The 25,925-nt window shown below is 74.7% G+C and carries 23 protein-coding genes; 10 read left to right on the top strand and 13 right to left on the bottom strand.

What is annotated here, in order from left to right:
- Nucleotide 1: 1 nt before the first annotated feature.
- The 5 genes from efeB to Sdi02f_RS22210 form a co-directional block, all read right to left on the bottom strand.
- Nucleotides 2–1,264: an iron uptake transporter deferrochelatase/peroxidase subunit gene (efeB, locus tag Sdi02f_RS22230; RefSeq protein ID WP_108933895.1), complete on the bottom strand. Its 1,263-nt coding sequence runs from the start codon at nucleotides 1,262–1,264 to the stop codon at nucleotides 2–4.
- On the bottom strand, nucleotides 1,261–2,433 hold the full coding sequence (gene efeO, locus Sdi02f_RS22225; RefSeq protein ID WP_108933894.1) for an iron uptake system protein EfeO: 1,173 nt from the start codon (nucleotides 2,431–2,433) through the stop codon (nucleotides 1,261–1,263). The genes efeB and efeO overlap by 4 nt, the downstream gene beginning before the upstream one ends.
- 222 nt (nucleotides 2,434–2,655) lie before the next feature.
- The gene (locus Sdi02f_RS22220) at nucleotides 2,656–3,501 is read right to left on the bottom strand and encodes a heme ABC transporter ATP-binding protein (RefSeq protein WP_030403993.1); all 846 of its coding nucleotides are present in this window, start codon (nucleotides 3,499–3,501) and stop codon (nucleotides 2,656–2,658) included.
- A complete protein-coding gene (locus Sdi02f_RS22215) occupies nucleotides 3,498–4,556 on the bottom strand; it encodes a FecCD family ABC transporter permease (protein WP_234328478.1) in 1,059 nt (352 codons plus the stop codon). Before Sdi02f_RS22215 ends, Sdi02f_RS22220 begins: the two co-directional genes overlap by 4 nt.
- A 23-nt stretch (nucleotides 4,557–4,579) precedes the next feature.
- Complete coding sequence (locus Sdi02f_RS22210; protein ID WP_108933893.1) at nucleotides 4,580–5,611, bottom strand: heme/hemin ABC transporter substrate-binding protein; 1,032 nt, start codon at nucleotides 5,609–5,611, stop codon at nucleotides 4,580–4,582.
- A 102-nt stretch (nucleotides 5,612–5,713) separates the two neighbouring features.
- Here Sdi02f_RS22210 and Sdi02f_RS22205 point away from each other — a divergent pair, with 102 nt between their 5' ends.
- The 6 genes from Sdi02f_RS22205 (at nucleotide 5,714) to Sdi02f_RS22180 (ending at nucleotide 12,324) form a co-directional block, all read left to right on the top strand.
- The gene (locus Sdi02f_RS22205; RefSeq protein ID WP_108933892.1) at nucleotides 5,714–7,141 is read left to right on the top strand and encodes an HtaA domain-containing protein; all 1,428 of its coding nucleotides are present in this window, start codon (nucleotides 5,714–5,716) and stop codon (nucleotides 7,139–7,141) included.
- Nucleotides 7,142–7,171: 30 nt separating this feature from the next.
- A complete protein-coding gene (locus Sdi02f_RS22200; protein ID WP_108933891.1) occupies nucleotides 7,172–8,758 on the top strand; it encodes an HtaA domain-containing protein in 1,587 nt (528 codons plus the stop codon).
- A 297-nt stretch (nucleotides 8,759–9,055) separates the two neighbouring features.
- Entirely contained in the window at nucleotides 9,056–10,015 is a 960-nt protein-coding gene (locus Sdi02f_RS22195; protein ID WP_030403988.1) for a LysR family transcriptional regulator, read from the top strand.
- Nucleotides 10,016–10,125: 110 nt separating this feature from the next.
- Nucleotides 10,126–10,959 carry an inositol monophosphatase family protein gene (locus Sdi02f_RS22190; RefSeq protein ID WP_031185751.1) on the top strand — a complete coding sequence of 278 codons (834 nt, stop codon included), beginning with the start codon at nucleotides 10,126–10,128 and terminating at the stop codon, nucleotides 10,957–10,959.
- A 41-nt stretch (nucleotides 10,960–11,000) separates the two neighbouring features.
- Nucleotides 11,001–11,597 carry an NADPH-dependent F420 reductase gene (locus Sdi02f_RS22185; protein WP_030403986.1) on the top strand — a complete coding sequence of 199 codons (597 nt, stop codon included), beginning with the start codon at nucleotides 11,001–11,003 and terminating at the stop codon, nucleotides 11,595–11,597.
- Between the two features lie 82 nt (nucleotides 11,598–11,679).
- Nucleotides 11,680–12,324 carry a PhzF family phenazine biosynthesis protein gene (locus Sdi02f_RS22180; protein WP_030403985.1) on the top strand — a complete coding sequence of 215 codons (645 nt, stop codon included), beginning with the start codon at nucleotides 11,680–11,682 and terminating at the stop codon, nucleotides 12,322–12,324.
- 1 nt (nucleotide 12,325) lies between these two features.
- Here the strand turns inward: Sdi02f_RS22180 and Sdi02f_RS22175 are convergent, their stop codons facing one another.
- Complete coding sequence (locus Sdi02f_RS22175; protein ID WP_053639463.1) at nucleotides 12,326–12,973, bottom strand: biliverdin-producing heme oxygenase; 648 nt, start codon at nucleotides 12,971–12,973, stop codon at nucleotides 12,326–12,328.
- 142 nt (nucleotides 12,974–13,115) lie between these two features.
- Entirely contained in the window at nucleotides 13,116–13,973 is an 858-nt protein-coding gene (map, locus tag Sdi02f_RS22170) for a type I methionyl aminopeptidase (RefSeq protein ID WP_030403983.1), read from the bottom strand.
- Nucleotides 13,974–14,030: 57 nt separating this feature from the next.
- Between map and Sdi02f_RS22165 the strand changes: the two genes are divergently transcribed.
- On the top strand, nucleotides 14,031–14,279 hold the full coding sequence (locus Sdi02f_RS22165) for a hypothetical protein (protein WP_030403982.1): 249 nt from the start codon (nucleotides 14,031–14,033) through the stop codon (nucleotides 14,277–14,279).
- On the opposite strand, the gene Sdi02f_RS22160 is transcribed toward Sdi02f_RS22165, so the two are convergent.
- A complete protein-coding gene (locus Sdi02f_RS22160; protein WP_051849799.1) occupies nucleotides 14,280–15,614 on the bottom strand; it encodes an MFS transporter in 1,335 nt (444 codons plus the stop codon).
- A gap of 482 nt (nucleotides 15,615–16,096) precedes the next feature.
- Nucleotides 16,097–16,711, bottom strand: coding sequence for a hypothetical protein (locus tag Sdi02f_RS22155; RefSeq protein WP_030403980.1), 615 nt, complete (start codon nucleotides 16,709–16,711; stop codon nucleotides 16,097–16,099).
- A 129-nt stretch (nucleotides 16,712–16,840) separates the two neighbouring features.
- Between Sdi02f_RS22155 and npdG the strand changes: the two genes are divergently transcribed.
- Both npdG and Sdi02f_RS22145 read left to right on the top strand, forming a co-directional pair.
- Entirely contained in the window at nucleotides 16,841–17,548 is a 708-nt protein-coding gene (gene npdG, locus Sdi02f_RS22150) for an NADPH-dependent F420 reductase (protein WP_030403979.1), read from the top strand.
- 53 nt (nucleotides 17,549–17,601) lie between these two features.
- Nucleotides 17,602–17,790 carry a hypothetical protein gene (locus Sdi02f_RS22145; RefSeq protein WP_030403978.1) on the top strand — a complete coding sequence of 63 codons (189 nt, stop codon included), beginning with the start codon at nucleotides 17,602–17,604 and terminating at the stop codon, nucleotides 17,788–17,790.
- Between the two features lie 6 nt (nucleotides 17,791–17,796).
- Here the strand turns inward: Sdi02f_RS22145 and Sdi02f_RS22140 are convergent, their stop codons facing one another.
- Entirely contained in the window at nucleotides 17,797–18,594 is a 798-nt protein-coding gene (locus Sdi02f_RS22140; RefSeq protein ID WP_030403977.1) for a site-2 protease family protein, read from the bottom strand.
- 195 nt (nucleotides 18,595–18,789) lie between these two features.
- Between Sdi02f_RS22140 and Sdi02f_RS22135 the strand changes: the two genes are divergently transcribed.
- On the top strand, nucleotides 18,790–22,752 hold the full coding sequence (locus Sdi02f_RS22135; protein ID WP_167458232.1) for an AfsR/SARP family transcriptional regulator: 3,963 nt from the start codon (nucleotides 18,790–18,792) through the stop codon (nucleotides 22,750–22,752).
- Between the two features lie 23 nt (nucleotides 22,753–22,775).
- Here the strand turns inward: Sdi02f_RS22135 and Sdi02f_RS22130 are convergent, their stop codons facing one another.
- From Sdi02f_RS22130 to panB, 3 genes are all read right to left on the bottom strand, one after another.
- A complete protein-coding gene (locus Sdi02f_RS22130) occupies nucleotides 22,776–23,603 on the bottom strand; it encodes an ABC transporter permease (RefSeq protein ID WP_030403975.1) in 828 nt (275 codons plus the stop codon).
- A complete protein-coding gene (locus tag Sdi02f_RS22125; RefSeq protein ID WP_030403974.1) occupies nucleotides 23,600–24,631 on the bottom strand; it encodes an ATP-binding cassette domain-containing protein in 1,032 nt (343 codons plus the stop codon). The genes Sdi02f_RS22130 and Sdi02f_RS22125 overlap by 4 nt, the downstream gene beginning before the upstream one ends.
- A 200-nt stretch (nucleotides 24,632–24,831) precedes the next feature.
- Complete coding sequence (gene panB / locus Sdi02f_RS22120; RefSeq protein ID WP_108933889.1) at nucleotides 24,832–25,707, bottom strand: 3-methyl-2-oxobutanoate hydroxymethyltransferase; 876 nt, start codon at nucleotides 25,705–25,707, stop codon at nucleotides 24,832–24,834.
- Between the last annotated feature and the right edge of the window lie 218 nt (nucleotides 25,708–25,925).

The following is a 25,925-nucleotide window of genomic DNA, read 5'->3' as shown; positions in this document are numbered from 1 at the left end:
GTTACGCCTCCTTGCCGAACAGCGTGCTGCCCCACCAGTCGTCCGCGTCGCGGACGCCGGGCGGCACGGCGAAGACCGCCGAACCCACGTGCTGGATGTACTCGTTGAGCGCGTCCTTCGCCAGATTGCGCTGCACGGGGATGAAGCCCGTGCGCACGTCGCGCTGGTAGGCGAGGAAGAACAGACCGGCGTCCAGGCGGCCCAGGCCGTCCGTGCCGTCGGTGAAGGAGTAGCCGCGGCGCAGCAGGGTCGCCCCGCCGTTGGAGTCGGGGTGGGCGAGCCGGACGTGCGCGTCGGGCTTCATCGCCTTCAGGAACGGCTCGTCGCGCTCCTTGGCCCTGCCGACCGGGGCGCCCTCGCCCTTGTCGCGGCCGAACACGTCCTCCTGCTCCTGCAGCGAGGCCCGGTCCCAGGTCTCGATGTGCATGCGGATGCGCCGGGCGACCAGGTAGGAGCCGCCCGCCATCCACTCCGCCCCGTCCTGGGCCGCGGCCCAGACGAACTTCTCCAGCCGGGCCTCGTCCGTGCCCGCGATGTTGCGGGTGCCGTCCTTGAAGCCGAGCAGGTTGCGCGGCGTCTGCTCGTCGGGCGTGGTGGACGAGGTCTTGCCGAAGCCGAGCTGCGACCAGCGCACGACGACCTTGCCGAAGCCGATGCGGGCCAGGTTGCGGATCGCGTGCACGGCGACCTGGGGGTCGTCGGCGCAGGCCTGGACGCACAGGTCGCCGCCGCTGCGGGCCCGGTCGAGGTTGTCCCCGGGGAACTTCGGCAGGTCGGCCAGGGCCTCGGGGCGCCGGCCGGCGAGGCCGAACTTCTCGAACAGGGACGGACCGAAGCCGAGGGTGAGGGTCAGCCGGGACGGCCTGAGGCCCAGTGCCTCGCCGGTGTCGTCCGGCGGGGCCTCGGGCAGTCCGCCGTAGGCACCCTCGCCCACCGCGTGACCGGCGGTCATCGCGCGGGCCGCCGCCGTCCACTCCTTGAGCAGCGCGACGAACGCCGCCCGGTCCTCGGTCGTCACGTCGAACGCGGCGAAGTGCAGCCGGTCCTGCACCGGCGTGGCGATGCCCGCCTGGTGCGCCCCGTGGAAGGGGACGGCCGAGCCCGCGCCGCCACCGGCCGGGGCCGCGTCGCCGCCGGTACGGTCCATCGCCACCGCACCGCCGGCCGCCGCGGCGGCGCCGAGCGCGAGGCCCGCGCCGCCCCAGCCGATCAGCGCCCGCCGGGACGGGGCGGGTGCGGGTGCGGGGGAGTCGGTGTCGTTCATCGCCGGTCTCCCCGCTCCTTGGCGACGACCGCGGCGGCGAGCTTGGACAGCGGCTCCGCGAGGGCGTTGACCGCGTCCGACAGCTCCTTGCGGTCCGCCTTGCCGACCTTGTCGTAGGAGGTGAACTCGTAGGAGGAGGTGCTCGGGCGGTACTGGTCGAGCAGCTTGTCCAGCGCCCCGAACTGGCGGTCCAGCTCCGCCGTCAGCGCCGCGTCGTTCTCCTTGGCGACCGGCTTCAGCAGCTCGTACGACGTCCGCGCGCCCTCCACGTTGGCCTTGAAGTCGACCAGGTCGGTGTGCGAGTAGCGCTCCTCCTCGCCGGTGACCTTGCCGGTGGCGACCTCGTCGAGGAGTTCCTTGGCACCGTTGGCCATGGAGGTGGGCGTGATGTCGGCCTTGCCGACCCGGTTCTGCCAGTCCTTCAGGTCGGTGACCAGGGTGGCGGCCAGCTCCTTCTCCCGGTCGCCGATCTTCCCGTCCTGCCACAGCGCCTTCTCCAGGCGGTGCCAGCCGGTCCAGTCGGTCGCCGGGTCCTGGCCGTCCTCCAGGCCGTCCTCGCGGACGTCGACCTTCGGGTCGATGTCGCCGAAGGACTCCGCGACCGGCTCGGTGCGCTCCCAGCCGATGCGGGAGGGCGCGTACGCCTTCTTCGCGGCCTCCAGGTCCCCGGCCTCGACGGCCTTCGCGAACGCCTCGGCCTTCGGCAGGGTCTCGTCGGCCTGCTGCTGCACGTACTGGCGGTAGGCGGCCACGGCCTCGTCCAGGCGCGGGTCGCGCGCGGCGGCCTTGCCGCCGGTGGCCTTCACGTCCTGGCGGATGCCCTTGCCCTTCATCCCGGGCTTGCACACGATCCGGTACTCGCCGGCCTTCACCTCGGCGGTGACCCGCTGCTTGGTGCCGGGGCCGATGTTCTCCCGCTCGGTGACCACCCGGTCGTCGGGGAAGAGGAGGTAGACCTCGGTGACCTTGGAGCCCTTGTTCTCGACGGCGAGTTCGACGTGCCCGGCCGGGAACTCCGACGTCGACACCTCGCACGCGTCGTCCGTCGCCGTCACCGTGACGACGTGCTCGCCGTCCGCCGCGCCGCTCTTCTCCGTGCAGCCCGTGACGGCGGTCAGGGCCGCGGCGGTGGCGACGGCGGTGACGGCGGTGAGTCTGGCGGCTCGCATGCGGGGCTCCAAAGAGGTGGCCGAAAAGTGCGCGTGACGGGCCTCACAGGGAAGGTGAGGCTGGCCTAACATACCTAAGGATTTCCTAAGCAAAACCCGCCCTCGCGGTGATCCGAATCTCATGGACGGTGTATGAGCACGGGCCGGTCACGGTGGCTCAATGAAGTGCTCATGGGAAGGTCAAAGGTGCGTCAAAGGCGCACCGCCGGGCGGCGGCCGGCGTCAGGGTGTCCGGCGCGGAACGACGAGGAGCGCCCCGGTGCGCGGGTGCGGGAACACCTCCACCGGCTGCTCGTAGACCTCGGACAGCAGTTCCTCGGCGAACACCTCCGCCGGAGGGCCGTCCGCCGCGATCCGGCCCGCGCGCAGCACCGCCACCCGGTCTGCGTACGCCGCCGCCAGCGCGAGGTCGTGCAGGACGACGACCACCGCGTCCCCGGCCCGCGCCCGCTCCCGGCACAGCCGCAGCACGAGCTCCTGGTGCCGCAGGTCCAGGGCCGCGGTCGGCTCGTCCAGCAGCAGGAGGGGAGCGCGCTGCGCGAGGACGCGGGCGAGCGCGACGCGGGCCCGCTCGCCGCCGCTGAGCGCGGAGAACGGGCGCCCGGCGAACCCGGTCACCCCGGTGCGCGCCATCGCCTCGGCCACCGCCGCCTCGTCCTCGCCCTCCCGGTCGCCGCCCGCCCAGGGCGCCCGGCCCATCCGGACCACCTCCTCCACCGCGAAGGGGAAGGACAGCGACGCCGCCTGGGGCAACACCGCCCGGCGCAGCGCCAGTTCGGCCGCCGACCACCGGGGCGCCGGGCGGCCGTGGACCCGGACGACGCCCCCGGCGACCGGGACGTCGGCCGCCAGCGCGCCCAACAGGGTGGACTTGCCTGCCCCGTTGGGGCCGACCAGGGCCAGCAGCTCGCCCGCGCGGACCCGTACGTCCACGCCGTCCAGGACCGGCCGCCCGCCGAGGTGTACGCCCACCCCCTCGGCCTCGGCGAGGACCTCGCCCGGCGCGGCCGGGGGCGGCGGCACCGGCCGGGACGACGGCGCGAACCGCGACAGCTTCAGGCCCCTCATGCCCAGCCTCCCTGCCTGCGCCGGGTGCGGCGCAGCAGCCAGAAGAAGAACGGACTGCCCAGCAGCGCCGTCAGCACCCCGAGCGGCAGTTCGGCCGGCTCCGCGACCGTGCGGGCGGCCAGGTCGGCGGCGAGCAGCACCAGCGCGCCGAGCAGCGCGCTGCCGGGGATCAGGAAGCGGTGCGCCGGTCCCGCCGCCATCCGCAGCAGATGCGGGACGACGAGCCCCACGAAGCCGATGACCCCGGCCACGCTCACCGCCGCCGCGGTCAGCAGCGCGATCACCAGCACCAGCACGATCCGCAGCCGCTCCACGTCCACGCCCAGGTGCCGGGCCGGACGCTCACCCAGGGCGAGGAGGTCGAGCCGGCGGGCGTACAGCGGGGCGAGCCCGAGGCCCAGGGCCGCGCACGGCAGGACCGCCAGCACCTTCGGCCAGGTCGCCTGGGCGAGCGAGCCGAGCTGCCAGAAGGTGATCTGGTTGACCGCCGCCGTGTCCGCGAAGAACAGGAACAGCCCGATCAGCGCCCCCGCGAAGGCGTTCACCGCGATGCCCGTCAGGATCAGCGTGACGACCTCCGTACGGCCGCCCGAGCGGGACATCGCGTACACCACCAGGACCGTGACGAGCCCGGAGGCGAAGGCGAGGACGGACACCGTCCAGGTGCCGAGGACGTTCAGGCCGAACGCGATGGCGGCGACCGCGCCGACCGCCGCGCCCGAGGAGACGCCGATGACGCCCGGTTCGGCGAGCGGGTTGCCGAACACGCCCTGCATCAGCGCGCCCGCGCACCCGAGGGAGGCGCCGACGAGCAGCGCGAGCACGATCCTCGGGAAGCGCACGTTCCACAGCACCGACTCGGCCACCCGGTCCAGTTCCGCGCCGCCGAGTCCCGTCCGGTGCAGCAGTGAGCCGATCACGTCGCCCACCGGGACCGGATAGGCGCCGGTGCCGGCCGCGACCGGGACCAGGACCAGGAGGCCGGCGGCCAGGGCCGCGGTCAGCAGCCGGGCGGTGGTGCGCCGGGTGCGGGGCGGGGCCGGGGCGGCGGACACCCCCGGCCTGTCGTCCAGCGCGGTCACCGGGCGCCGTCCTCGCCGTAGAGCTGGGCGACGACCGATCCGAGGACCTGGTCGGTGCGCGGGCCGTAGGTGAGCAGCACGCCGTCCTCCACGGACACGATCCGGCGGTCCATCCCGGCCGGGGTCTGGGCGACGCCGGGGATCTTCACCAGCCCGTCGACCCCGCCGACGGACTCGAGTCCCTTGCTCATCACGAGGATCGCGTCGGGCGCCGCCGCGGCCAGGGCCTCGGAGGTGAGGGCGGTGAAGTCCTTGGTGAGGCCGGAGGCGGCCCCCGCGTCCACCGCCCCGGCGGCCTCGATCAGCGAACCGGCGCCCGACTCCCCGCCGCCGATGAGGTAGACGGAGGCCGAGCCGCGCAGGTACAGGAAGGCGACCCGCGGCTCCTCGCCGTGCGGGACCTCCTCGCGCACGGCCTCGATCCGCTGCTCCGAGCGCCGGGTCAGTTCCCTCCCGGCCGCCGGTACGCCGAGGGCGTCGGCGACCGCCCGGATGCGCGGGCCCACGTCGGCCAGGCCCTTCGCCGCCTCGACGAAGAGCACCGGGACCCCGGCGGCGCGGAGCTGGTCCACCGCCTCCGCGGGTCCCGTGGTGGTCTCCGCGAGCACCAGGTCGGGCCTGAGCGACAGCACGCTCTCGGCGGAGACGTCGTGACCCCGGGTCACCAGGGGCAGCCCCGCCGCCTGTTCGAAGGTGGCGGTGACGTCCCGGGCCACGACGCGGTCGCCGAGCCCGAGCGTGAAGACGATCTCGCTGAGGCTGCCGGAGAGCGGGACGACCCGCTCGGCGTCCTCGACCGTGACGCGCGTGCCGTCGGCGGACCGGACGGTCACCGGGAGACGGGGCTCGGGCGACGGGGAGAGTGGCTCGACCCGGTTGGTGACGGACCTCTCCGCCGCCGGTTCCGTCGCGGCGCGGGACGCGGTGTCGGAGGCGGCCCGGGAGGAGCCTTGGCATCCGGCCGCGGTCAGGGTGAGGGCGAGCACGGACAGCAGTGCTCCCGCCAGTCGGGTGCGCAAGGGTCGCACGGTTCCGTCCCGTCCTTTCGTGGGCCGCCGATGTCGGCCTCGATAGAAGTTAGGTTAGCCTTACCTTAATTCATTACCGGCCCCCGATCCGGAGGACTTCGCATGCCCGCCCGCCTTCGCGCCCTGGCCACCGTGGTGTGCGCGGCCGTTCTCTGTGCCCTGCTGACCGCGACCGCCGCCCACGCCGAGAGCCGGACCGTGCAGGGCGGACGGCTCGACTGGGGCATCAGGTCGTCGTTCCAGAGCTATGTCACCGGGCCCGTGGCCAAGGGCAGTTACTCCCTGACCCAGGGAGCGGCGACCGTCGGCGGCGGCGCCTTCCGCTTCCACTCGGCGACCGGCACCTACGACGCCGCGACCGGGGCCTTCCGCGCCGCCTTCTCGGGCGGTGTGCACTTCCTCGGCCACCGCACGAGCGACGGCGCCCACCAGCTCGACCTCACCCTCAGCCGTCCCACCGTGAGCGTCTCGGGCGGCACCGGCACCCTCCACGTGGACGTCACCAGCAAGGCGAAGGACACCGGGACGGTCACGACGTCCCGTCAAGTGCCCTTCGCCTCCCTCTCCCTCGGCGGCATCGACATGCGCGGCGGCGGCGACACCGTCACCCTGAACAACCTGCCCGCCACCCTCACCGCAGCGGGCGCCCGCTCCTTCGCCGGGTACTACACCGCCGGCACCGCGCTCGACCCGGTGAGCCTGTCCGCCGACGTACGGGCACCCGCGCCGCGGCAGGAGAAGCAGCCGTCGGCCACCCCCTCCACCGGCTCACCGGAGCCCACGCGGGCGTCGAGCGGCGCGATCCGTGACGGCGCCGTCGACTGGGGCGTGCGCCGCACCTTCCGCGAGTACGTCACCGGCGACATCGCCGACGGCCGCTGGACCCTGACCGAGGGCGCCCAGGACGGAGGCGCGCTCTTCCGCTTCCCCGGCGGCCGGGGCACGTACGAGGACGGCGCCCTCACCGCCGCCTTCGAGGGAACCGTGCGCTTCACCGGCGCCCACGGCCTCGACCTGACCCTCAGCGGCGTACGCGCCGCCGTGAGGGACGGCAGGGGCACGCTCTACGCCGACGTGAGGAGCCCGGACGTCGAGGAGAAGAAGGTGCCCCTGGTCACCTTCGCCGCGGGCGCACCGAAGCCGGACGACGGCCTGGTCACGTTCACCGAGGCCCCCGCGAAGCTCACCGCGCGCGGTGCCGAGGCCTTCGGCGGCATGTACCGGGCCGGGACCGAGATGGACCCGGTGTCCCTGGCCGTCGCCCTCACCGCCGACGCCCACCTGCCCGCCCTGCCCGACCTCGGCAGCACGCCTACGCCGGGCGCGAGCCCGCGGCCGACCCGGACCGCCGGTGCGGACACCTCCGCCGCACCCGTCGCGAGCAGCGCCGGCGGCGGCGACTTCCCCGCACTGCCCGTCTCCCTCGCGGCCGGCGCCCTGCTGTCGGCGGCCGCGGCCCTCGTGGCCGTCGCCCTGCGCAGGCGCCGCGCCCGGCCCGCCGCGTCCCCGGTGGACCCGGGCCAGGGCTGAACACCCCCGACACCCAAGGAGATCCGAACCATGCCCGCCAGACGACACCGCCCCACCGCGCTCGCCGCCGCCGTGGCCACGGCCACCGCCCTGGGCGCGACCGCCCTCGCCGCGCTGGGCGGCGCCACCACCGCCTCGGCCGCCGAAACCCCGCTCTCCGGCTACGAGTTGACGTGGGGCATCAAGCAGTCGTACCGCACCTACGTCGGCATGTTCGGCGCCTTCACCGCGTCCGAGGGCGCCACCCAGGCCGCCGGCAACGGCGCGTTCACCTTCACGGAGGGCACCGGGACGTACGACACCGCGACGCACACCGTCGACCTCGCCTTCGAGGGCAGGCTCGTGAGCGCCTCCGCGGCGCACGGCTTCGAGATCACGCTGACCGACGTGCGGTTCGACAGCGCGGCGGGCGAGATCACCGCCGACGTGAGGAAGGTGGCCACCGCCGACGGCACGGCCACCACCACGGAGGGCGACGACGTGCCGCTCGCCACGGTCGACGTGACCCGCGACATGACGGACATGGCGACCACCCTCACCGCCGAGGCGGGCGAGTACCTGGGCAACGCGGGCTACGCGGGCGCGGCCGGCGACCCGCTGACGGTGACCCGGAAGACGCAGCCGAGCACGGAGCCCAGCACCGTGCCCAGCACCGGGCCGACCACCCGGGAACCCACCTCGGACCCGTCCACCGGGCCGGCCGACCCGGAACCGACGGCCCCGCAGACCACGCCCGGCGCGTCGCCGGGCTCCCCGGACCCGGGCCCCCACCCCACTCCGACGACGAGCACCGGCGCCTCTCCGACCGCCGCGCGGGACGTGGCCCCCGCCAAGGGCGCGATAGCCGACGGCACCCTCGGCTGGGGGGTGAAGGAGTCCTTCCGTTCCTACGTCGTCGGGCCGATCGCCGACGGTGAGGTCACCGTCTCCGGCGGCGCCGTCCAGGCGGCGGGCAACGGCGCCTTCACCTTCAAGGACGCCACCGGCACCTACGACACGGACGCCGGAAAGCTCACCGCCGCCTTCAAGGGCGCCGTCACCTTCAAGGGCCACCGCTCGGGCGACACCTACGGCCTCGACCTGACCCTGAGCAACCTGAAGGCCACCCTCGACGGCGGCACCGGCACGCTCAGCGCCGACGTGAACAGCCTCGGCGAGCAGACCAAGGGCGTGGTCCTGGCCGACCTGGAGGCCGGGTCCGGCGGTCTGAAGGCCGACGCGGACGTCATCACGGTCGACGGCATCGCCGCGACGCTCACCGGCGCCGGTGCCGGGGTGTTCGGCAACTACCCGGCCGGCACGGCACTCGACGCGGTCGACCTGTCGGTGGCGCTCACCGACGACGCCCGGCTGCCCTCCTCCGGCGGCTCGGGCACGGGCGGCGGCGCGGCCACCGGCGGCGCGAACGCCACCGGGGGCGCCGGTGGCACCGGTTCGGCCGTCGGCGGCACCGGCACGACCGCCGGCGGCTCGATCGGCGGCGGCAGCCTCGCCACCACCGGCACCTCCCTGCCGGGCCCGGCCCTGGGCGCCGCGGCGGGCGCCGCGGTCGTGGTGGGCGCGGGCGCGGTGTACGCGACGCGCAGGCGGCGGACCCGGGCGCGGTCCGCCGGGTGACGCCGGGACGGCGGAGGGAAGGAGCGCGCCGGGCGCGGTGCGCCGCGGGGTGAGCGGTGCCGGTCACTGAGCGGCGGACCGCCGGGGCTGTGGCCACCGGGTCGCGAACGGTGCCCCGCCGGTCCGTCCGCCGGACCTCGCCCTCGCCGGGACCGCGCTTGCGTCCGTTCCCGGCGCCGACCGTCGCCGACGTGTGCCGGCGTCACCCCCCTCGCACGGTGTGACGGGACGCGCCGGCCGGCCGCGGCCTCGGCCGTCGACGACGAAGGCATGGCTCTCGCTTCTACGGTTGCCGTCATGCAACTCGATCTGAATCTGCTCACCGCCCTGGACGCCCTGCTGGAGGAGGGCAGCGTGGCCGGGGCCGCGGCCCGGCTCCACGTCACCGCACCGGCGATGAGCCGCTCGCTGGGCCGCATCCGCAAAGCCACCGGCGACCAGATCCTGGTCCGCACCGGACGCCACATGACCCCCACCGCCCGGGCGCTGGCCATGCGCACCGAGGTCCACGCCCTGGTGCAGCAGGCCCACCAACTGCTGTCCGCCCGCACGGAAGTCGACCTGGCCGCCCTGGACCAGGTGTTCACCGTGCGCTGGCACGACGCCCTCATCACCACCTGCGGGGCGCCCCTCGTCGCCGCGGTGCACCGCCAGGCCCCCGGGGTGCGGCTGCGCCTCACGGCCGAACCCGGCGACGACACCCCGGAGCTGCGCCGCGGCGACGTCGACCTCGCGTCCAGTGCCGGCCCGCCGTCCCTGCCCGACGTCCGCCACCGCCTCGTCGGCCGTGACCGACTCGTCCTCGCCGTCCGGCCGGGTCACCCGCTCACCGAGCAGCCGGTGACCGCCGAGAGGTACGCGGCGGCCGAGCACGTCACCGTCTCCCGGCGCGGAAGCCTGCGCGACCCGGTCGACGACGCCCTGGCCGCCCTCGGCCACGAGCGCCGCGTCATCGCCTCCGCCCCCACCACGGCCACCGCACTGCAACTCGCCCGCGACGCCGGCCTCGTGGTCACCCTCCCCGACGCGGCCACCCGCTCCCCCCGCCACCGGCTCGGCCTGATCACCCTCGGCCTGCCGCTCGAACTGCCCGACGTGCCTCTCCATCTGCTGTGGCACCAGCGCCACGACAACGACCCGGCCCACACCTGGCTGCGCAACCTGGCGGCACAGACCCTCCAGGCCCTGTTCGCCACCCCGCCCACCCCTGACCAGCAGGGTCTCCAGTTGCACGAGAATCATCCCAGCACTGCCTGACATGCATTTGAAGTCAATGGTGAGGACTTCTACCGTCGAGGTGCGGGCGCCAGGCACACACCGTTTCGCCCGGTCCGCCCGATCACCCCGCCTCAGATGGGAGCACCACCATGTCCGCGTCGACGCAGTCCACCGGAACAGCGGCAACCACCGTCCCCGCGTCCGACACCGACCTGCTCGCCCAGACCGCGAGCGCCGTGCGCGAGGCCGGTTCGGTGCTGCGGGAGCGCTTCACGGGCGTGGTCCGCCACCAGAGCCGCGAGGAACTGATGAGCGCGCTCGCCGCCAACGACGACGCGGCCCTCGGCATCCTGCGCCCCGCCCTCACGCGCCTTCGCCCGGACGCCGGCTGGGTGGAGGAGGAACTGGACGGCGGGGCCCTGCCGGCCGGCGAATGGTGGGTAGTGGACCCGGCCGAGGGCAACGTCAACCACCTGCACGGCCTGCCGGAATGGGCGGTGACCGCCACGCTCGTGCGCGACAACCGGCCGGTGCTCACCGCGGTCCACCTGCCGTTGACCGGCGAGACCTGCACCGCACTCACCGGCGCCGGCGCCCACCTCGACGGCCGCCCGTTGCGCGTGTCCCGGACCGCCGATCTCGGTCTGGGCCTCGTGGCCACCAGCCAGGCCCGGCCGGACGAGGACGAGAACGTCGTACGGCGCATCGGCTCCTCCATCACCGCGATGCTCTTCGACGCCCTCGTGGTGCGGACATCCGTGCCCGCCACCCTGCACCTGCTCGACGTGGCCGCCGGCCGGATCGACGCCTTCTGGCAGTTCGCCGGCGCCCGCGCGGACCTGCTCCCCGGGGCGCTCCTCGTCACCGAGGCCGGCGGACGGGTCTCCGACGCCGAGGGCCGCCCCTGGACCCCGCGGAGCGGGAGTTTCCTGGCCGCCGCTCCCGGCGTCCACGCCGCAGCCGTCACCACGCTCTCCCGCTGACGCCCGCCCACACCTGCAGCCACGGAAGGAACCCCATCAGCATGACCACGATCGCAGTACTCGGAAAAGGCCGCGTCGGCGGCAATCTCGCCCGGGCCCTCACGCGGGCGGGACACGAGGTGACCGTGGCGGACCGCACGCCGGGCGCCGCCGCCGACGCCGCCCGGACCGCGCCGGTCGTCATCAACGCCACCCCGGGCGCCGGCTCGATCGAGCGGCTCTCCGCGCTGCGTGCGGAACTGCGGGGCAAGATCCTCGTCGACGTCTCCAACGCCACCGTCGACGGACCGGACGGACTGCCCGCCCGCCTGATCCACCCCGGCTCGAGCCTGGCCGAGCAACTTCAGGAAGCGCTCCCCGAAACGCGCGTCGTCAAGACGCTCAACACCATGCTCTTCCCGGTGATGACCGCCCCCGCCTCGCTCACCCAGTCGCCGACCGCCTTCCTCTCCGGACAGGACCAGGAGGCCAAGCAGACGGTCCGTGAACTGCTCGCCGACCTCGGCTGGCGGCAGGAGTGGGTCACGGACCTCGGCGGGATCGAGACGGCGCGGGCCACGGAGGCCGCCGTCCTGTTCGTCCCCCACGTGATGCGCTCCAGCGGATTCGCGCCCTTCGCCGTCTCGATCACCCGCTGAGGGCCGCCGCGGCCTCGGAGGAAACCGCGGGCCGGGCCCCCGCGCCGCTCCGGCCGCCCGCCCCTGGTGCTTGAATGCCCTGGTGACCGACTACGACGTGCTCCGCGTCTTCTGCGCGCCGAACGGCGGATACGGCAACGAACTGGGCGTCGTCCGGGACGGCTCCGTACTGCCGGAGCCAGGGCGGCGCCAGGAGCTGGCCGCGAAACTCGGCTTCAGCGAGACCGTGTTCGTCGACGACCCGGAGCGCGGCGTCGTCGACATCTACACGCCCACCCTGCGCCTGCCCTTCGCCGGGCACCCCTGCGTCGGCACCGCCTGGCTCCTCGACGTGCCCGAACTCGTCACGGGGGCCGGGGTGGTGGGCGCCCGGCTCGACGGGGAGTTCACCTGGATCGAGGCCCGCCCCGAGTGGGCGCCGGCGCGCACCCTGCGCCAGTACGCCACCGTCGCCGAGGTCGACGGCCTCGCGGTGCCCCCGAAGGGCGAGTGGATCTATGCCTGGGCGTGGGAGGACGAGGCGGCGGGGCGGGTGCGGGCCCGCGCCTTCCCCGGGCGCGACGACGGGATCGACGAGGACGAGGCCACCGGCGCGGCGGCGCTGCTGCTGACCGCACGGCTGGGCCGCGCCCTCAACATCACGCAGGGCGTCGGCTCGCAGATCCTCACGGCGCCGCAGCCCGAGGGCTGGGTCGAGATCGGCGGGCGGGTGCGCCTGGAGCGGTGACTCAGGCGGACAGCGGGAACTCCTCGCCCAGCGCCCGGAAGACCGCCGTGTTCAGGGCGAAGGCGCGCTTGCACTCGGCGACGACCCGCTGCTTCTCCAGGTCGTCCGCCCGGATGCCGTCCAGCAGGTCGCGGTACTCCCGCTTGAACGCGGCCGGGTTCGCGATCTCCTCGAAGACGTAGAAGCGGACCCCGTCGCCCTTCCGGGCGAAGCCCCACGTCCGCTCGGCCTTGTCGCGGATGATCTGCCCGCCCGACAGGTCGCCGAGGTAGCGCGTGTAGTGGTGCGCGACGTACCCCGCCGGCCACTGCTCGGCGCACTCGCGCACCCGGGCCGCGTACGCCTCGGTCGCGGGCAGGGCGGTCAGCCCCGTGCGCCAGTCGGCGCCGCGCAGGTGCGCGAGGTCCCGTTCCAGGGAGGCCAGCCGCAGCAGCTCCGGCCGGACGAACGGCCCGGCCACCGGGTCCGCCGCCAGATGGCCGGTGCCGGCCTCCAGGGCCTCGTAGACGAACCAGAGCTGCTCGGTGTAGCGGGCGTAGGCGTCGACGCCGAGCCGCCCGCCCAGCAGGTCGCTCATGAACGTCGAGGTCTCCGCCTCCACGTGCTGCTCGTGGGAGGCGGTGCGGATGAGCGTCGAGAAGGAGTCCATGAGGCATGATTTTCTATGGTTAGGCTTACCTAAGTCAATAGGCTTGCCGACGGGCTGTCGGTAAAAGCCTACCCACCGGCACGCGAAACGGCCCGCCCTCCGGGGAGAGCGGGCCGTCCCGCGTGGCGCGTGCGGGGCCGGGTCAGGGCAGGGTGAGGATGTCGGCCCCGGAGTCCGTCACCACCAGCGTGTGCTCGAACTGCGCCGTGCGCCTGCGGTCCTTCGTCACGACCGTCCAGCCGTCGTCCCACATGTCGTACTCGTGGGTCCCCAGCGTCAGCATCGGCTCGATGGTGAAGGTCATCCCGGGCTGCATGACGGTCGTCGCGTGCGGGCTGTCGTAGTGCGGGACGATGAGCCCCGAGTGGAACGACGTGTTGATGCCGTGGCCGGTGAAGTCCCGCACCACCCCGTACCCGAACCGCTTCGCGTACGACTCGATGACCCGGCCGATGATGTTGATCTGCCGGCCCGGCTTGACCGCCTTGATCGCGCGGGCCAGCGACTCCCGGGTCCGCTCGACGAGCAGCCGGCTCTCCTCGTCCACGTCGCCGACCAGGTAGGTCGCGTTGTTGTCGCCGTGCACCCCGCCGATGTACGCCGTCACGTCCAGGTTCACGATGTCGCCGTCGCGCAGCACCGTGGAGTCGGGGATGCCGTGGCAGATGACCTCGTTGACCGAGCTGCACAGGGACTTGGGGTAGCCCCGGTAGCCGAGCGTCGAGGGGTAGGCGCCGTGGTCGCACATGTACTCGTGCGCCACCCGGTCCAGTTCGTCCGTCGTCACGCCGGGCGCGATGTGCTTCGCGGCCTCCTCCATCGCCCGCGCGGCGATCCGCCCGGCCACGCGCATCGCCTCGACCGTCTCGGGCGTCTGCACCTCCGGACCGGTGTACGGCGTCGGCGCGGGTTTGCCGACGTACTCGGGCCTGCGGATGTTTCCGGGCACGGAACGGGTGGGAGACAGCTCCCCTGGTACGAGCAGCGACTGGCCAGACATGGAGCGAGTCTAACCAGCACGCATGGGGGAACATGTCGGTGGCGAGAGGAGCTGCCCATGGCCCTGTTCAAGAAGCGCACGGTCGGCAAACCGGGCGAGTGGTACTACTGCCTGGAGCACCAGAAGGTCGAGGAGGGCCCGGACTGCCCGGGCAAGGACCGCTTCGGGCCGTACGCCTCCCGCACCGAGGCCGAGCACGCGATGCAGACCGCCCGCGAGCGCAACCTCGAGTGGGAGAACGACCCCAAGTGGCACGACGCCCCGGCCACGGGAAGCGCCGACGGCGACGGCGGCCGGGACGGCTGATCAGCCGCTCGCGGCGTCGGCTGCGCGCTTCTCGCGCAGCCGTACCGCGTGCTCGTTCGTCCGGGCGTCGTACGTCATCATCGTCGGCAGGCACAGCGCGAGCAGCCCCACGGCCCCCGCGCACAGCAGCCCGCCCGACCACACCGACGCCCGCACCCCGGTGAGCGCGGCCGTGCCGCCCGCCCGGACCTGGCCGAGCTGCGGGCCCGCCGAGTACGACAGCAGCTCGATCCCGGCGAGCCGGCCGCGCAGCTCGTCCGGGATGGTCTGGTTCCACATGGCGCTGCGGAAGACACCGCTGACCATGTCGCAGGCCCCGGCGAGGACGAAGCAGGCCAGCACCAGCCACACGTTCCCGGCGACGCCCGCCGCGGCGATCGCCAGGCCCCACCCGGCCGCCGCCAGCACCACCATCCGCCCGTGCCGGTGCACCCGCGACGTCCACCCGCTGCTCACGCTCACCAGCAGCGAGCCCGCCGGGATCGCCGCGTACATCAGCCCGAGCGACCACGCGGCGTCCAGCTCGTCGGCGAGGAACGGCAGCACCGCGAGCGGCATGGCCAGCAGCATCGCCGCGACGTCGACCGCGTACGTGCCCAGCAGTTCCTTGCGGCTCCACGCGTACCGGGCGCCCTCCGCGATCGCCGCCCAGGACGGCTTGCGCGCCTCGTGCGAGGCGGGCGAGGAGACGAGCCCCGCCACCAGGGCCACCGAGGCGGCGAAGGTGGCCAGGTCCACCGCGTACGCCCAGCCGAGACCCGCGTACGCCACCACCACGCCCGCGAGCGCCGGCCCGGCGATGCCGCCGACCTGCCAGCGCAGCGCGTTCAGCGAGGCGGCGGCCGGCAGGTGCTCGTGGGCCACGATCCGCGGGATCAGGGAGTCCAGGGCCGGGCGCTGGACCGCGCCGAGCGCCGAGGTGAACGCGGCGATCACGTACAGCGGCCACACGGCCGGGCTCGGCAGCAGCGCGTTGACCAGCAGGGCCGCGCACAGCACGCCCTGACCGGCCTCCGTCCACAGGATCAGCTTCCGCTTGTCCCAGGCGTCGGCGAGCGCACCGCCGTACAGCCCGAAGACCACCAGCGGCACCAGCTCCACCGCCCCGATCGCGCCCACCGCCGCGGCCGACCCCGTCAGCTCCTTGAGCTGCACCGGCAGCGCGACGAACGTCAGAAAGCTCCCGAAGTTCGTGATCAGCCCGGAAACCCACAGCCGGCGGAAGTCCGGGGAGGCCCGCCAGGGGGAGAGGTCGGGCAACAGGGCACGCAACCCGGCGGGCGGGTCCGCGGGACCTCCGGCGGGGGCGTCGGAGGGGGAGGTCGTGTCGGTCACGAGGGGTCATCGTCCGGCGGCCGGCCGCGTACCGGCAACCGGTTTTCGCGAGCCGGTGCCACTGGCCGGGGCGGGGTCGCCCGGCGGCGGGGAGGGGAGGGAGAGGGCAGACGGGGGAGCGGGCAGAGGGAGGAGCGGGCAGAGGGGGAGCGGGCCGGCCCGGACCCCGTCGGCAGCGGACGGCCGTCGGCCGGTCGGGGGGCGCCGAGCGGACCCCAGTGGCCACTACTGCCGGGACGGGTGGGCACCGGCCGGGCGGGGCAGGCGGTCGCGGGGTGGGGGCCGGGCGGGGTGTGGTCCTGTCACCGTTCCGGCGGCGGTGGGGCCGTCGGGTGGTCGGCCGGGCGGGGCAGGTGGTCCCGGAAGCGGCGGCCGGGCGGGGCGTCGTCCCGTCACCACCCCGAGGGCGGTGGGGCCGTCAGGTGGTCGGCCAGGCGGGGCAGGTGGTCCCGGAAGCGGCGGCAGGGCGGGGCGTCGTCCCGTCACCACCCCGAGGGCGGTGGGGCCGTCAGGTGGTCGGCCAGGCGGGACAGGCGGTCCCGGAAGCGGCGGCGGCCCCGGGGCGGGGGCACCGCGTTCTCGCCGGCGGACGCGCTGACCAGGTGCTGCACCGTGTCCAGGTCGAGTTCCGCGCCGTCCGGGACGGTCAGCGTCTCGTGGGCCATCGCCGTCAGCTCCCGCTCGCCCGGCTCCCTGCCGCTGCCCAGCGCCAGCACCGTCGCCCCGGCCCGGCGGGCGTCGTGCACCCGCTCCAGGAGACCCGCGCCCGGATCGTCGGGCGTGACCACCAGCAGCGTCTCCCCGCGCCGGGCCGCCGCCAGCCGGCCGAGCCCCACCGCGAGGTGCGCCGGGTCCGAGGGACGCGCGTCGTGCCGCACCAGCGTGGGCGCCAGCTCCGGCGTCCCCGACCAGGCGGCCTCGTCCACCAGGTGCGCCGCCAGGTGCCAGGGCTCGTACCCGGGGGTGCCCACCAGCAGCAGACCGCCCCCGTGCGGCACCACCGACCCGCGCAGCGCCCCCGCGAAGGACCGGGTGGCCCCCAGCCACTCCGTCCCGGCGAGCACTTCCCGCAGCAGCGCGACCCGTACGGCGTCCATGGGGCCGCATCCTGCCGCAACCCCCCGCGCGGGGTCCCGCGTTCGCCCCGGATTCACCCGGCCCGGGGACGCCTGCGCCGGGCGGGCCCCGTACCCCCGGGCCGGCCGTCACGGACGTAGGGTCGCCCCATGACCTCTACCGACAGTGCTGCACACAAGGCCCCCGCCAAGGACCCCTGGGACCTGCCCGACGTGTCCGGGCTGGTCGTCGGCGTGCTCGGCGGCACCGGGCCCCAGGGCAAGGGCCTCGCGTACCGCCTCGCCCGGGCCGGCCAGAAGGTGATCGTCGGCTCCCGCGCCGCCGAGCGCGCCGTGGCCGCCGCCGAGGAGATCGGGCACGGCGTCGAGGGCGCCGACAACGCCGAGACCGCCCGCCGCAGCGACGTCGTGATCGTCGCCGTGCCGTGGGACGGCCACGCCAAGACCCTCGAAGCCCTGCGCGGGGAGCTGTCCGGCAAGCTCGTCGTCGACTGCGTCAACCCGCTGGGCTTCGACAAGAAGGGCGCCTACGCCCTCAAGCCCGAGGAGGGCAGCGCCGCCGAGCAGGCCGCCGCCCTGCTGCCGGACAGCCGGGTCGCCGCCGCCTTCCACCACCTCTCCGCGGTCCTCCTCCAGGACCCGGAGATCGACGAGATCGACACCGACGTGATGGTGCTCGGCGAGGAGCGCGCCGACGTCGAGATCGTGCAGGCCCTCGCCGGCCGCATCGCCGGCATGCGCGGCATCTTCGCCGGGCGGCTGCGCAACGCCCACCAGGTCGAGTCCCTGGTCGCCAACCTGATCTCCGTCAACCGCCGCTACAAGGCCCACGCCGGGCTCCGCGTCACCGACGTATGAGGCGATGGGGGACACTGGTGGGCACCAGTGTCCCCCCGACAGGAGCCCCCGCCATGCCCCGCCTCGCCCTCTACGCCCTGGTCGTCTGCGTACTCGCCGTGGCCGCCGCCGTCGTCTCCTTCGTGCAGGGCAGCGTGCTGATCGGCGTCGTGTGGGTGCTGCTGTCGGGGCTGTCGTCCAACATGTGCTGGTACTACGCCAAGCGCGGCCGGGACGCCCGTCGGGCCTCCGCCGCCTCCTGAGCGGCGTCAGCCGCCCGGCGTGCACAGCGGGTCGGTCTGCCAGAAGCGGTACAGCTCGAAGCCGCAGTAGGTGTCGACGTCGCCGATCCCGAGGCTCCGCAGGAGCGCGTCCACCGCGTCGAAGAACACGCCGTTCAGGGCCGGGATCCACAGCAGCGCGAACACGATCAGCAGCCCGAACGGGGCGAGCGGCTCCACCTGCCGCCGCACGTGGTACGACAGCCAGGGCTCGATCACGCCGTAGCCGTCCAGGCCCGGCACCGGCAGGAAGTTCAGGATCGCGGCCGTGACCTGGAGCAGCGCCAGGAACGCCAGCGCGAGCCGGAAGTCGCGCGGCACGCCGTCCAGCGCGTCCAGCCAGAACGGCGCCGTGCACACGACGGCGAACAGCACGTTCGTCAGCGGCCCCGCCGCCGAGATGAGGCTGTGCCGCCACCGCCCCTTGATCCGCCCGCGCTCGATGAAGACGGCACCGCCGGGCAGCCCGATCCCGCCCATGATCACGAAGAGGACGGGCAGCACGATGCTCAGCAGGGCGTGCGTGTACTTCACCGGGTTGAGCGTGAGGTAGCCCTTGGCGCCGACCGAGATGTCGCCGCTGTGCAGCGCGGTGCGGGCGTGCGCGTACTCGTGCAGGCACAGCGACACGACCCACGCGGCCGTCACGAACAGGAACACCGCCAGCCCCGGCTGCTCGGCGAACCCGGTCCAGGTGGCCCACCCGGTGACCGCGGCGACGGCGACGATCCCGAGGAAGACGGGGCTGATCCTCCGGTCGCTGGGGCGGGCGGTGGCGGTGGTCATGGAACTCCCTGACTGTCGGGCACGCGTGCGGGCGTCCGCGGGGCGCGGGACTGCCCGACCGTACCGGGCGCACGGGGAAAACGTCTCGGGGAAGGCGGTCGTTCCGGGCCGGGGGAGCGAGCGGCGAGGGGTCCGGCCACGCCGTGCGGCCAAAACCCCGTGACCGGCTCCGACGGCAACGGGGACAATGGGGCCGTGCGCTATCGCATCCTCGGCACCACACAGGCACTCCGCCCCGACGGCACGGCCGTCCCGCTCGGCGGGGCGCGGCTGCGCGCCCTGCTGACCGTGCTCGCCCTGCGGGCCGGCCGCGCCGTCCCGGCGGGGCTGCTGGTGGAGGAGGTGTGGGACGGGGCCCCGCCCGCCGACGCGACGGGCGCCCTGCAGGCACTGGTCGGGCGGCTGCGGCGCGCGCTGGGCGCGGAGGCGGTCGCCTCGGCCGAGGGCGGGTACCGGCTCGACGCCGTCCAGGACGACGTCGACCTGTACCGCTTCGACCGGCTCGCGGGCGAGGGCAGCCGCGCCCTCGCCGACGGCGACCCCGCCAAGGCGGCCGTCGTGCTCGACGACGCCCTCGCGCTGTGGCGGGGCCCCGTCGTCGCCGACCTGCCCGGCCGCACGGCGGAGGCGGCCCGCTGGGAGACCCGGCACCTCGACGCCCTGCGCGCCCGCCACACCGCCGGCCTGGAGCTGGGGGAGGCCGAGCACGCCCTGCCCGAGCTGACCGCCCTGTGCGACGCCCACCCGCTCGACGAGCCCCTCCAGGCCCTGCGGCTGCGCGCCCTGCGCGACACCGGCCGCACCGCCGAGGCCCTGGCCGCCTACGAGGCCGTACGCCACCACCTCACCGACCACCTCGGCACGGACCCGGGCCCGGAACTGCGTGCCCTGCACGCCGAACTCCTCCGCCCCGCACCGGCCCCGACCCCGGCACGGGGCGCGGCCCCCGTCTCGGGCGCGGCCCCTGCTTCCGGTGCGGTGCCCGGACCGGGTGCGGGTTCCGGGGCTGCGCCGGGCGTGGGGGACCGGTCCGGTGCCGGGTCCGCCCGGGGCTCGGGGCCGGGGCCCGGTGCGGTGCCGCGTGGTGGGGCGGCGGCTGCTTCCGGCGCGGGGCCCGACAGCGCTTCCACCCCCGGCTCGGCCACGGCCTCCGGGGCCGTGCCGGGTGCGGGGTCTGTCTCCGGGGCCGGCTCCGGGTCTGTGCCGGGTGCGGGGCCCGACTCCGGTGCCGGTGCCGGGGCTGCTGCGGGTACGGGTACGGCGCCGGCGTCCGGCGCGGGGCCGGCCGACGGGACGGGCCCTGCTTCCGGTCCGCGACCCGAGACGGCTCCGGCCCCCGGCCCGGTCCCGGCCTCCGGAGCCGAGCCGGCCCCCGGCCGGCCCCCTGCCTCCGCTCCGCGGTCCGGGCCCGCGCCCGCGTCCGTCCCCGGCAGGGCCCCCGAGTCCGCTGCCCTCCCGGGGTCCGGCACGGCGCCCGGGACCCCACCCACGCCCGCCGTCCCCGGCGTGGAGCCGCCCGGCTCCGCCGTCGTGCCCGGGGCGTCCGCCGCCCCCGGCGCGGGGACGCCCCGCTCCACCACGGCCCCCGAGCCGTCCACCGCCCCCGGCGTGGAGGCGTCCCGGCCCCGGGGCAACCTTCGGGCCCGGCTCACCTCGTTCGTCGGACGGGACGACGACGTGGAGGCGCTGCGCGCCGACCTGGCGGGGACGCGGCTCGTCACGCTCCTCGGGCCCGGCGGGGCCGGCAAGACGCGGCTGTCGCAGGAGGTCGCCGAGGGGGTCGGGGACACGGCGGCCGACGGGGTGTGGCTGGCCGAGCTGGCGCCCGTCGACGACCCCGCCGACGTACCGGAGGCCGTCCTGACCGCCGTCGGCGCCCGCGAGACGGTGCTCTACCGCGCCGGCGCCGAGGAGATGCGGGCCGTCACCGCCTCGGAGGGACAGGACACCGCCGTCGAGCGGCTCGTCGAGCACTGCGGGCGGCGCCGCATGCTGATCGTCCTCGACAACTGCGAGCACGTCGTCGAGGCCGCCGCCCGCCTCACCGAGGAACTGCTGGCCCGCTGCCCCCACCTCACCGTCCTCGCCACCAGCCGCGAACCCCTCGGCGTACCGGGAGAGTCGGTGCGCCCCGTGGAGCCGCTGCCCGAGCCCGCCGCGCTGCGGCTGCTCGCGGACCGGGGCGCCGCCGCCCGCCCCGGCTTCCGCGTCGACGCCGACGAGGCGACCGCCGCCGCCTGCGCCGAGATCTGCCGCCGCCTCGACGGGCTGCCGCTGGCCATCGAACTGGCCGCCGCCCGGCTCCGCATGCTCACCCCGCGCCAGATCGCCGACCGCCTCGACGACCGCTTCCGCCTGCTCACCTCGGGCAGCCGCACCGTCCTGCCCCGACAGCAGACGCTGCGCGCGGTCGTCGACTGGTCCTGGGAGCTGCTCGACGCCGACGAACGCGACGTGCTGGGGCGGCTGTCGGTCTTCGCGGGCGGCTGCGACCTCGCCGCCGCCGAGGCCGTGTGCGGGCCCGCCGCGCTGGACGCCCTCGGCTCCCTCGTCGACAAGTCCCTCGTCGTCGCCGCGCCCGTGACCGACCGGAGCAACGGCGACGGCATGCGCTACCGGCTCCTGGAGACCGTCGCCGAGTACGCCGGCGAGCGCCTCGACGAGGCCGGCGCCCGCCCCGCCGCCGCCCGCGCCCACCTCACGTACTACCGCGAACTCGCGCGCACCACCGACCCGTTGCTGCGCGGCCCGCAGCAACTCGCCGCGATCGAAAGGCTGGAGCGCGAGTACGAGAACCTGCGCACCGCCCTGCGCCACGCCGTCGCCGAACGCGACGAGCAGGAGGCGCTGTGCCTGGCGCTGTCCCTGACCTGGTACTGGCAGATGCGCGACCTGCGGGTCGAGGCCCGGAACTGGCTCGTCGAGGTCATGGCGCTCGGCCCGGACCCCTTCACCGACCCCGTCACCCCGGCCCGCCCGGTGTGGGAGCGCTGCACCTCCGCCCCGCCCCCGATGACCGGCGAGGTCCTCGCCGAGGCCCGGCGCGGGGTGCACCTGGGCCACCTGGCCTGCATGGACACCGAACTGGACGCGTGGCAGAACCCGGCGGCCCAGCGCAAACTGCGCATCATCGCGGACACCTACGAGCCGGGAATGCCCCAGACCTGCTCCAGCCCCGGCCTGCTCTGGTTCTACGCCGTCATGCTCACCGGAGACCTGACCCGGCTCCGCGAGATCATGGACGCCACCGTGCGCACCTGCCGCGAGACCCCCGGCTTCGAGTGGGAACTGGCCAACGCCCTGCAGATGCGCGCCAACATGCTCGCCAACCGCACGAACTGGGCGGGCGACGCGGCCCGCGACGCCGACGAGGCGCTGGAGATCTACGGCCGCCTCGGCGACGCCTGGGGCATGGCCGAGGCACTCTCCGGGCGTGCCGAGGCCCACGAGCGCATCGGCGCCTACCAACGCGCCGCCGACGACTACCGGGCCGCCGCCCGGTACGCCGAACGGCTCGGCGCCCGCGCCCAGGTGGAGATCCTCGACGCCCGCCTCGGCAGCGTGCTCCTGGAGGCGGGCGACGCCGAACAGGGCGAGCGCATCCTGCGGGACGTCATCGAGCGCACGCGCGGCACGGGCCACAACGGCGCGATGCCCGCGGCCCGGCTGTTCCTCGCCGGACGGCTCGGCATGACCGGGCGGACCGCCGAGGCGGGCGAGCAACTGCGGCTGCTGCGCGAGGAGTTCTCCATCGCCCACTTCGTGGTCTTCGACGCCTTCATCCTCGCCTCGGAGGCGTGGATCGCCACCCTGGAGGACCGGCACGAGGAGAGCATGGCCAAGATCCGCCAGGCGCTGGTGCGGGCCGAGGACCCGCTCTCGGCGGCGGTCGCCCCGCACATGCGCTCCGCGTACCTGACCATCGCCGCGATGGCCATGGCCCGCGTGGACGGCGGGCGTCCGGCCGCGGACGGCGCCCGGTGCATGGGCGCCGCGGAGGCGATGCTGCCACCGGGCCACGTACCGACGGGCATGGAACGGGACGCGCGCGAGCGGGCCGCCGAACGGCTGCGCGAGGTGCTCGGCACCGAGGCGTACGACGCCGCGTGCGCCGAGGGCGGCCGGCTCTCCGCGGAGGAGGCCGTCGCCCTCGTCTGACCCGTACGGCGCCCGCGTCCCGCTCAGGTCTTGGTGCGGAACTTGTGGATGGCGACCGGTGCCATCACCGCGGTGATCGCCACCGACCAGCCGAGCGTGATCCACAGGTCGTGCGCGACCGGACCGCCCACCATCAGCCCGCGCGCCGCGTCGGCGAGGGTGGACAGCGGGTTGTAGTCGGTGAAGGCCTGCAGCCAGCCCGGCATCGACTGCGTCGGCGCGAAGATCGACGAGCCGAACTGCAGCGGGAACAGCACCAGGAAGCCCATGGCCTGCACGGACTGGGCGTTCTTCAGGACCACGCCCAGGGTGATGAACACCCACATGATGGACGAGGCGAACACCGCGGACAGGCCCACCGCGGCGAACAGCCCGGCCCAGCGATCGATGTCGAAGCCGACCAGGACGGCGACGATCATCAGCACGGTCGTCGCGAACAGCATCCGCAGCATCTCCACCGCGATCTTCGCGAACAGCACCGAGCCGCGCCCGATCGGCAGCGAGCGGAACCGGTCCATGACACCGGAGTTGAAGTCCTGGCTGAAGCCGGTGCCGACGCCCTGGGACAGGGTCATGCTCATCATCGCGATCATGCCGGGGATCACGTACTGGACGTAGCCGTCCTGTCCGCCGCCCAGGGCCTGGCCGATGGAGCCGCCGAAGACGTACACGAACAGCAGGGTGAAGACGACCGGCATCAGCAGCGCGTCGAACATCGACTCCGGGTCCTGCCGGATCCACAGCAGGTTGCGGCGGACCAGGGCGCCGGTGTGCCGCACGTGCGCGCGCGGCGAGATCCGTGCGTCGGGCGTGAGGGCGGGGGCGGGCGCGGTGGTGGTGGCGGCGCTCATACGGCGACCTCCTCGCGGGTGTCGTCGGGGGCGGGCGCGGGGTCCTGCGGGGCACTGGCGCGGTGGCCGGTGAGGGACAGGAACACCTCGTCCAGACTGGGCAGTTCGGTGGTGACGGCGGAGACGGTGATGCCGCGCGCGGTCACCGCGCCGACGACGGCCGTCAGTTGCTCGTCGCTGAGGATCGGCACCAGGACGGCACCGCGCTCGGTGTCCACCGTGGTGCGGGCGAGCCCGGTGATGCCGAGTTCGTCCAGGTAGGCGGCGAGCGGGCGCAGCTGGAGCGGGTCGGCCGGGCGGATCCGCAGGGTGCGGCCGCCGACCTTGGCCTTCAGCTCCTCGATGCCGCCGTTCGCGATGACCTTGCCGCGGTCCACGACGGTCAGCTCGGAGGCGAGCTGCTCGGCCTCCTCCATGTACTGCGTGGTGAGCAGCACGGTCACGCCGTCGCCGACCATGCGCTTGACCTCGTCCCACACCTCGTTGCGGGTGCGCGGGTCCAGGCCCGTGGTGGGCTCGTCCAGGTACAGCACCGCCGGGCGCCCGATCATGGAGGCGGCCAGGTCGAGCCGGCGCCGCATGCCGCCGGAGTACGTGGACGCGGGGCGCTTGGCGGCCTCGGTGAGCGAGAACCGCTCGAGGAGCTCGTCGGCGCGGGCGCGGGCGTCCCGGCGGGACAGGTCGAGGAGCCGGCCGATCATGTACAGGTTCTCCCGGCCGGGGAGCTTCTCGTCCACGGAGGCGTACTGCCCGGTCAGGCCGATGACCCGGCGCAGTTGCCGCGGCTGGCGTACGACGTCGTAGCCGGCGACGTACGCCTGGCCGGAGTCGGGGGTGATGAGGGTGGACAGGATGCGCACGAGGGTGGTCTTGCCGGCGCCGTTCGGCCCGAGCACGCCCATCACGGTGCCCTCGCGCACGTCCAGGTCGACGCCGTCCAGCGCCTTGGTCTCGCCGTAGTGCTTGACCAGCCCCCGCACGGTGACCGCGCTGTCCGCGGCCCGGGGGATGTCGTCGATTCGCTTCATGCCCCAGACGATGGCAGGGACCACCGACAAACCGCCGACAGTCCGCCGACAGCCGTCCGGCGCCACCGACATCCCGCCGACAGCGCCCCGCCGTCCGCCTCGGCGGCACCCGGCCCGGACGGCGGGCGGCCCGGAAGGACCGCCGGCCCCCGCCGACGGGGGAAGATCGGCGGGGGCCGGGGTCGTACCGCGGTGGTCTGCTAGTGGACGGAGTGCTCGTCCGCGGGGAAGGTCCCGCCGACGACGTCCTCGGCGTACGCCTTCGCCGCGTCGCCCATGACCCTGCGCAGGTCGGCGTACTGCTTGACGAACTTCGGCATCCGGCCGCCGGTCAGCCCGAGCATGTCGGTCCACACCAGCACCTGGGCGTCCGTGTCCGGGCCCGCGCCGATCCCGACCGTCGGGATGTGCAGCGTCCGGGTCACCTCGGCGGCCAGCTCGGCCGGCACCAGCTCCAGGACGACCGCGAAGGCGCCCGCGTCCTGCACCGCCTTGGCGTCGCGCAGCAACTGCTGGGCCGCTTCCTCGCCGCGGCCCTGCACCCGGTAGCCCATGGAGTTGACCGACTGCGGGGTGAGGCCGATGTGCGCCATCACGGGGATGCCGGACTCCACCAGCAGCTCGATCTGCCGGTGCGAGCGCTCGCCGCCCTCCAGCTTGACCGCCCCGACCCCGGCCTCCTTGACCAGCCGGGTCGCCGAGCGCAGCGCCTGCACCGGGCCCTCCTGGTAGGAGCCGAAGGGCAGGTCGCCCACGATCAGGGCGCGGCTGGTGCCCCGTACCACGGCGGCCGAGAGCATCGTCATCTCGTCCAGCGTGACGGGCACGGTGGTCTCGTAGCCGAGGTGGCAGTTGCCCGCGGAGTCGCCGACGAGCATCACGGGGATGCCGGACTCGTCGAAGACGGACGCGGTCATCGCGTCGTACGCGGTGAGCATGGGCCACTTCTCGCCGCGTTCCTTGGCGGCGGTGATGTCCCGGACGGTGATACGGCGGTTGATCTTGCCGCCGTACAGCGCCCTGTTCCCCTCGGCGGGCTTGGGCTGCGGCGTCTGGGCAGCCGGAAGCTGCGTCATGGCAACGGCTCCTTCATGTCATCTCGAGGCACCCTGACGGCGTCCCCGGATCCCCTCCATGGTGGCACCTGGAGCGGGCCGGCGGCTAGTGGGGCCCGCGTCACGCGGCGGAGCGGTCCCACGGGGTGAAATGTGCCCGTTCTGTCACAGAAGGGCACGTCCGGGCGCCGGGAGGAACTCCCCGGGAAGGCCCGTTCGTCCTCGTGCCCGTACGGCCG

Origin of the sequence: Streptomyces ardesiacus (assembly GCF_003112575.1) — a bacterium.
Classification (GTDB): Bacteria; Actinomycetota; Actinomycetes; order Streptomycetales; family Streptomycetaceae; genus Streptomyces; species Streptomyces ardesiacus.
The sequence above is the reverse complement of the archived record's forward strand: the minus strand, read 5'-3'. Positions and strand labels throughout refer to the sequence as shown.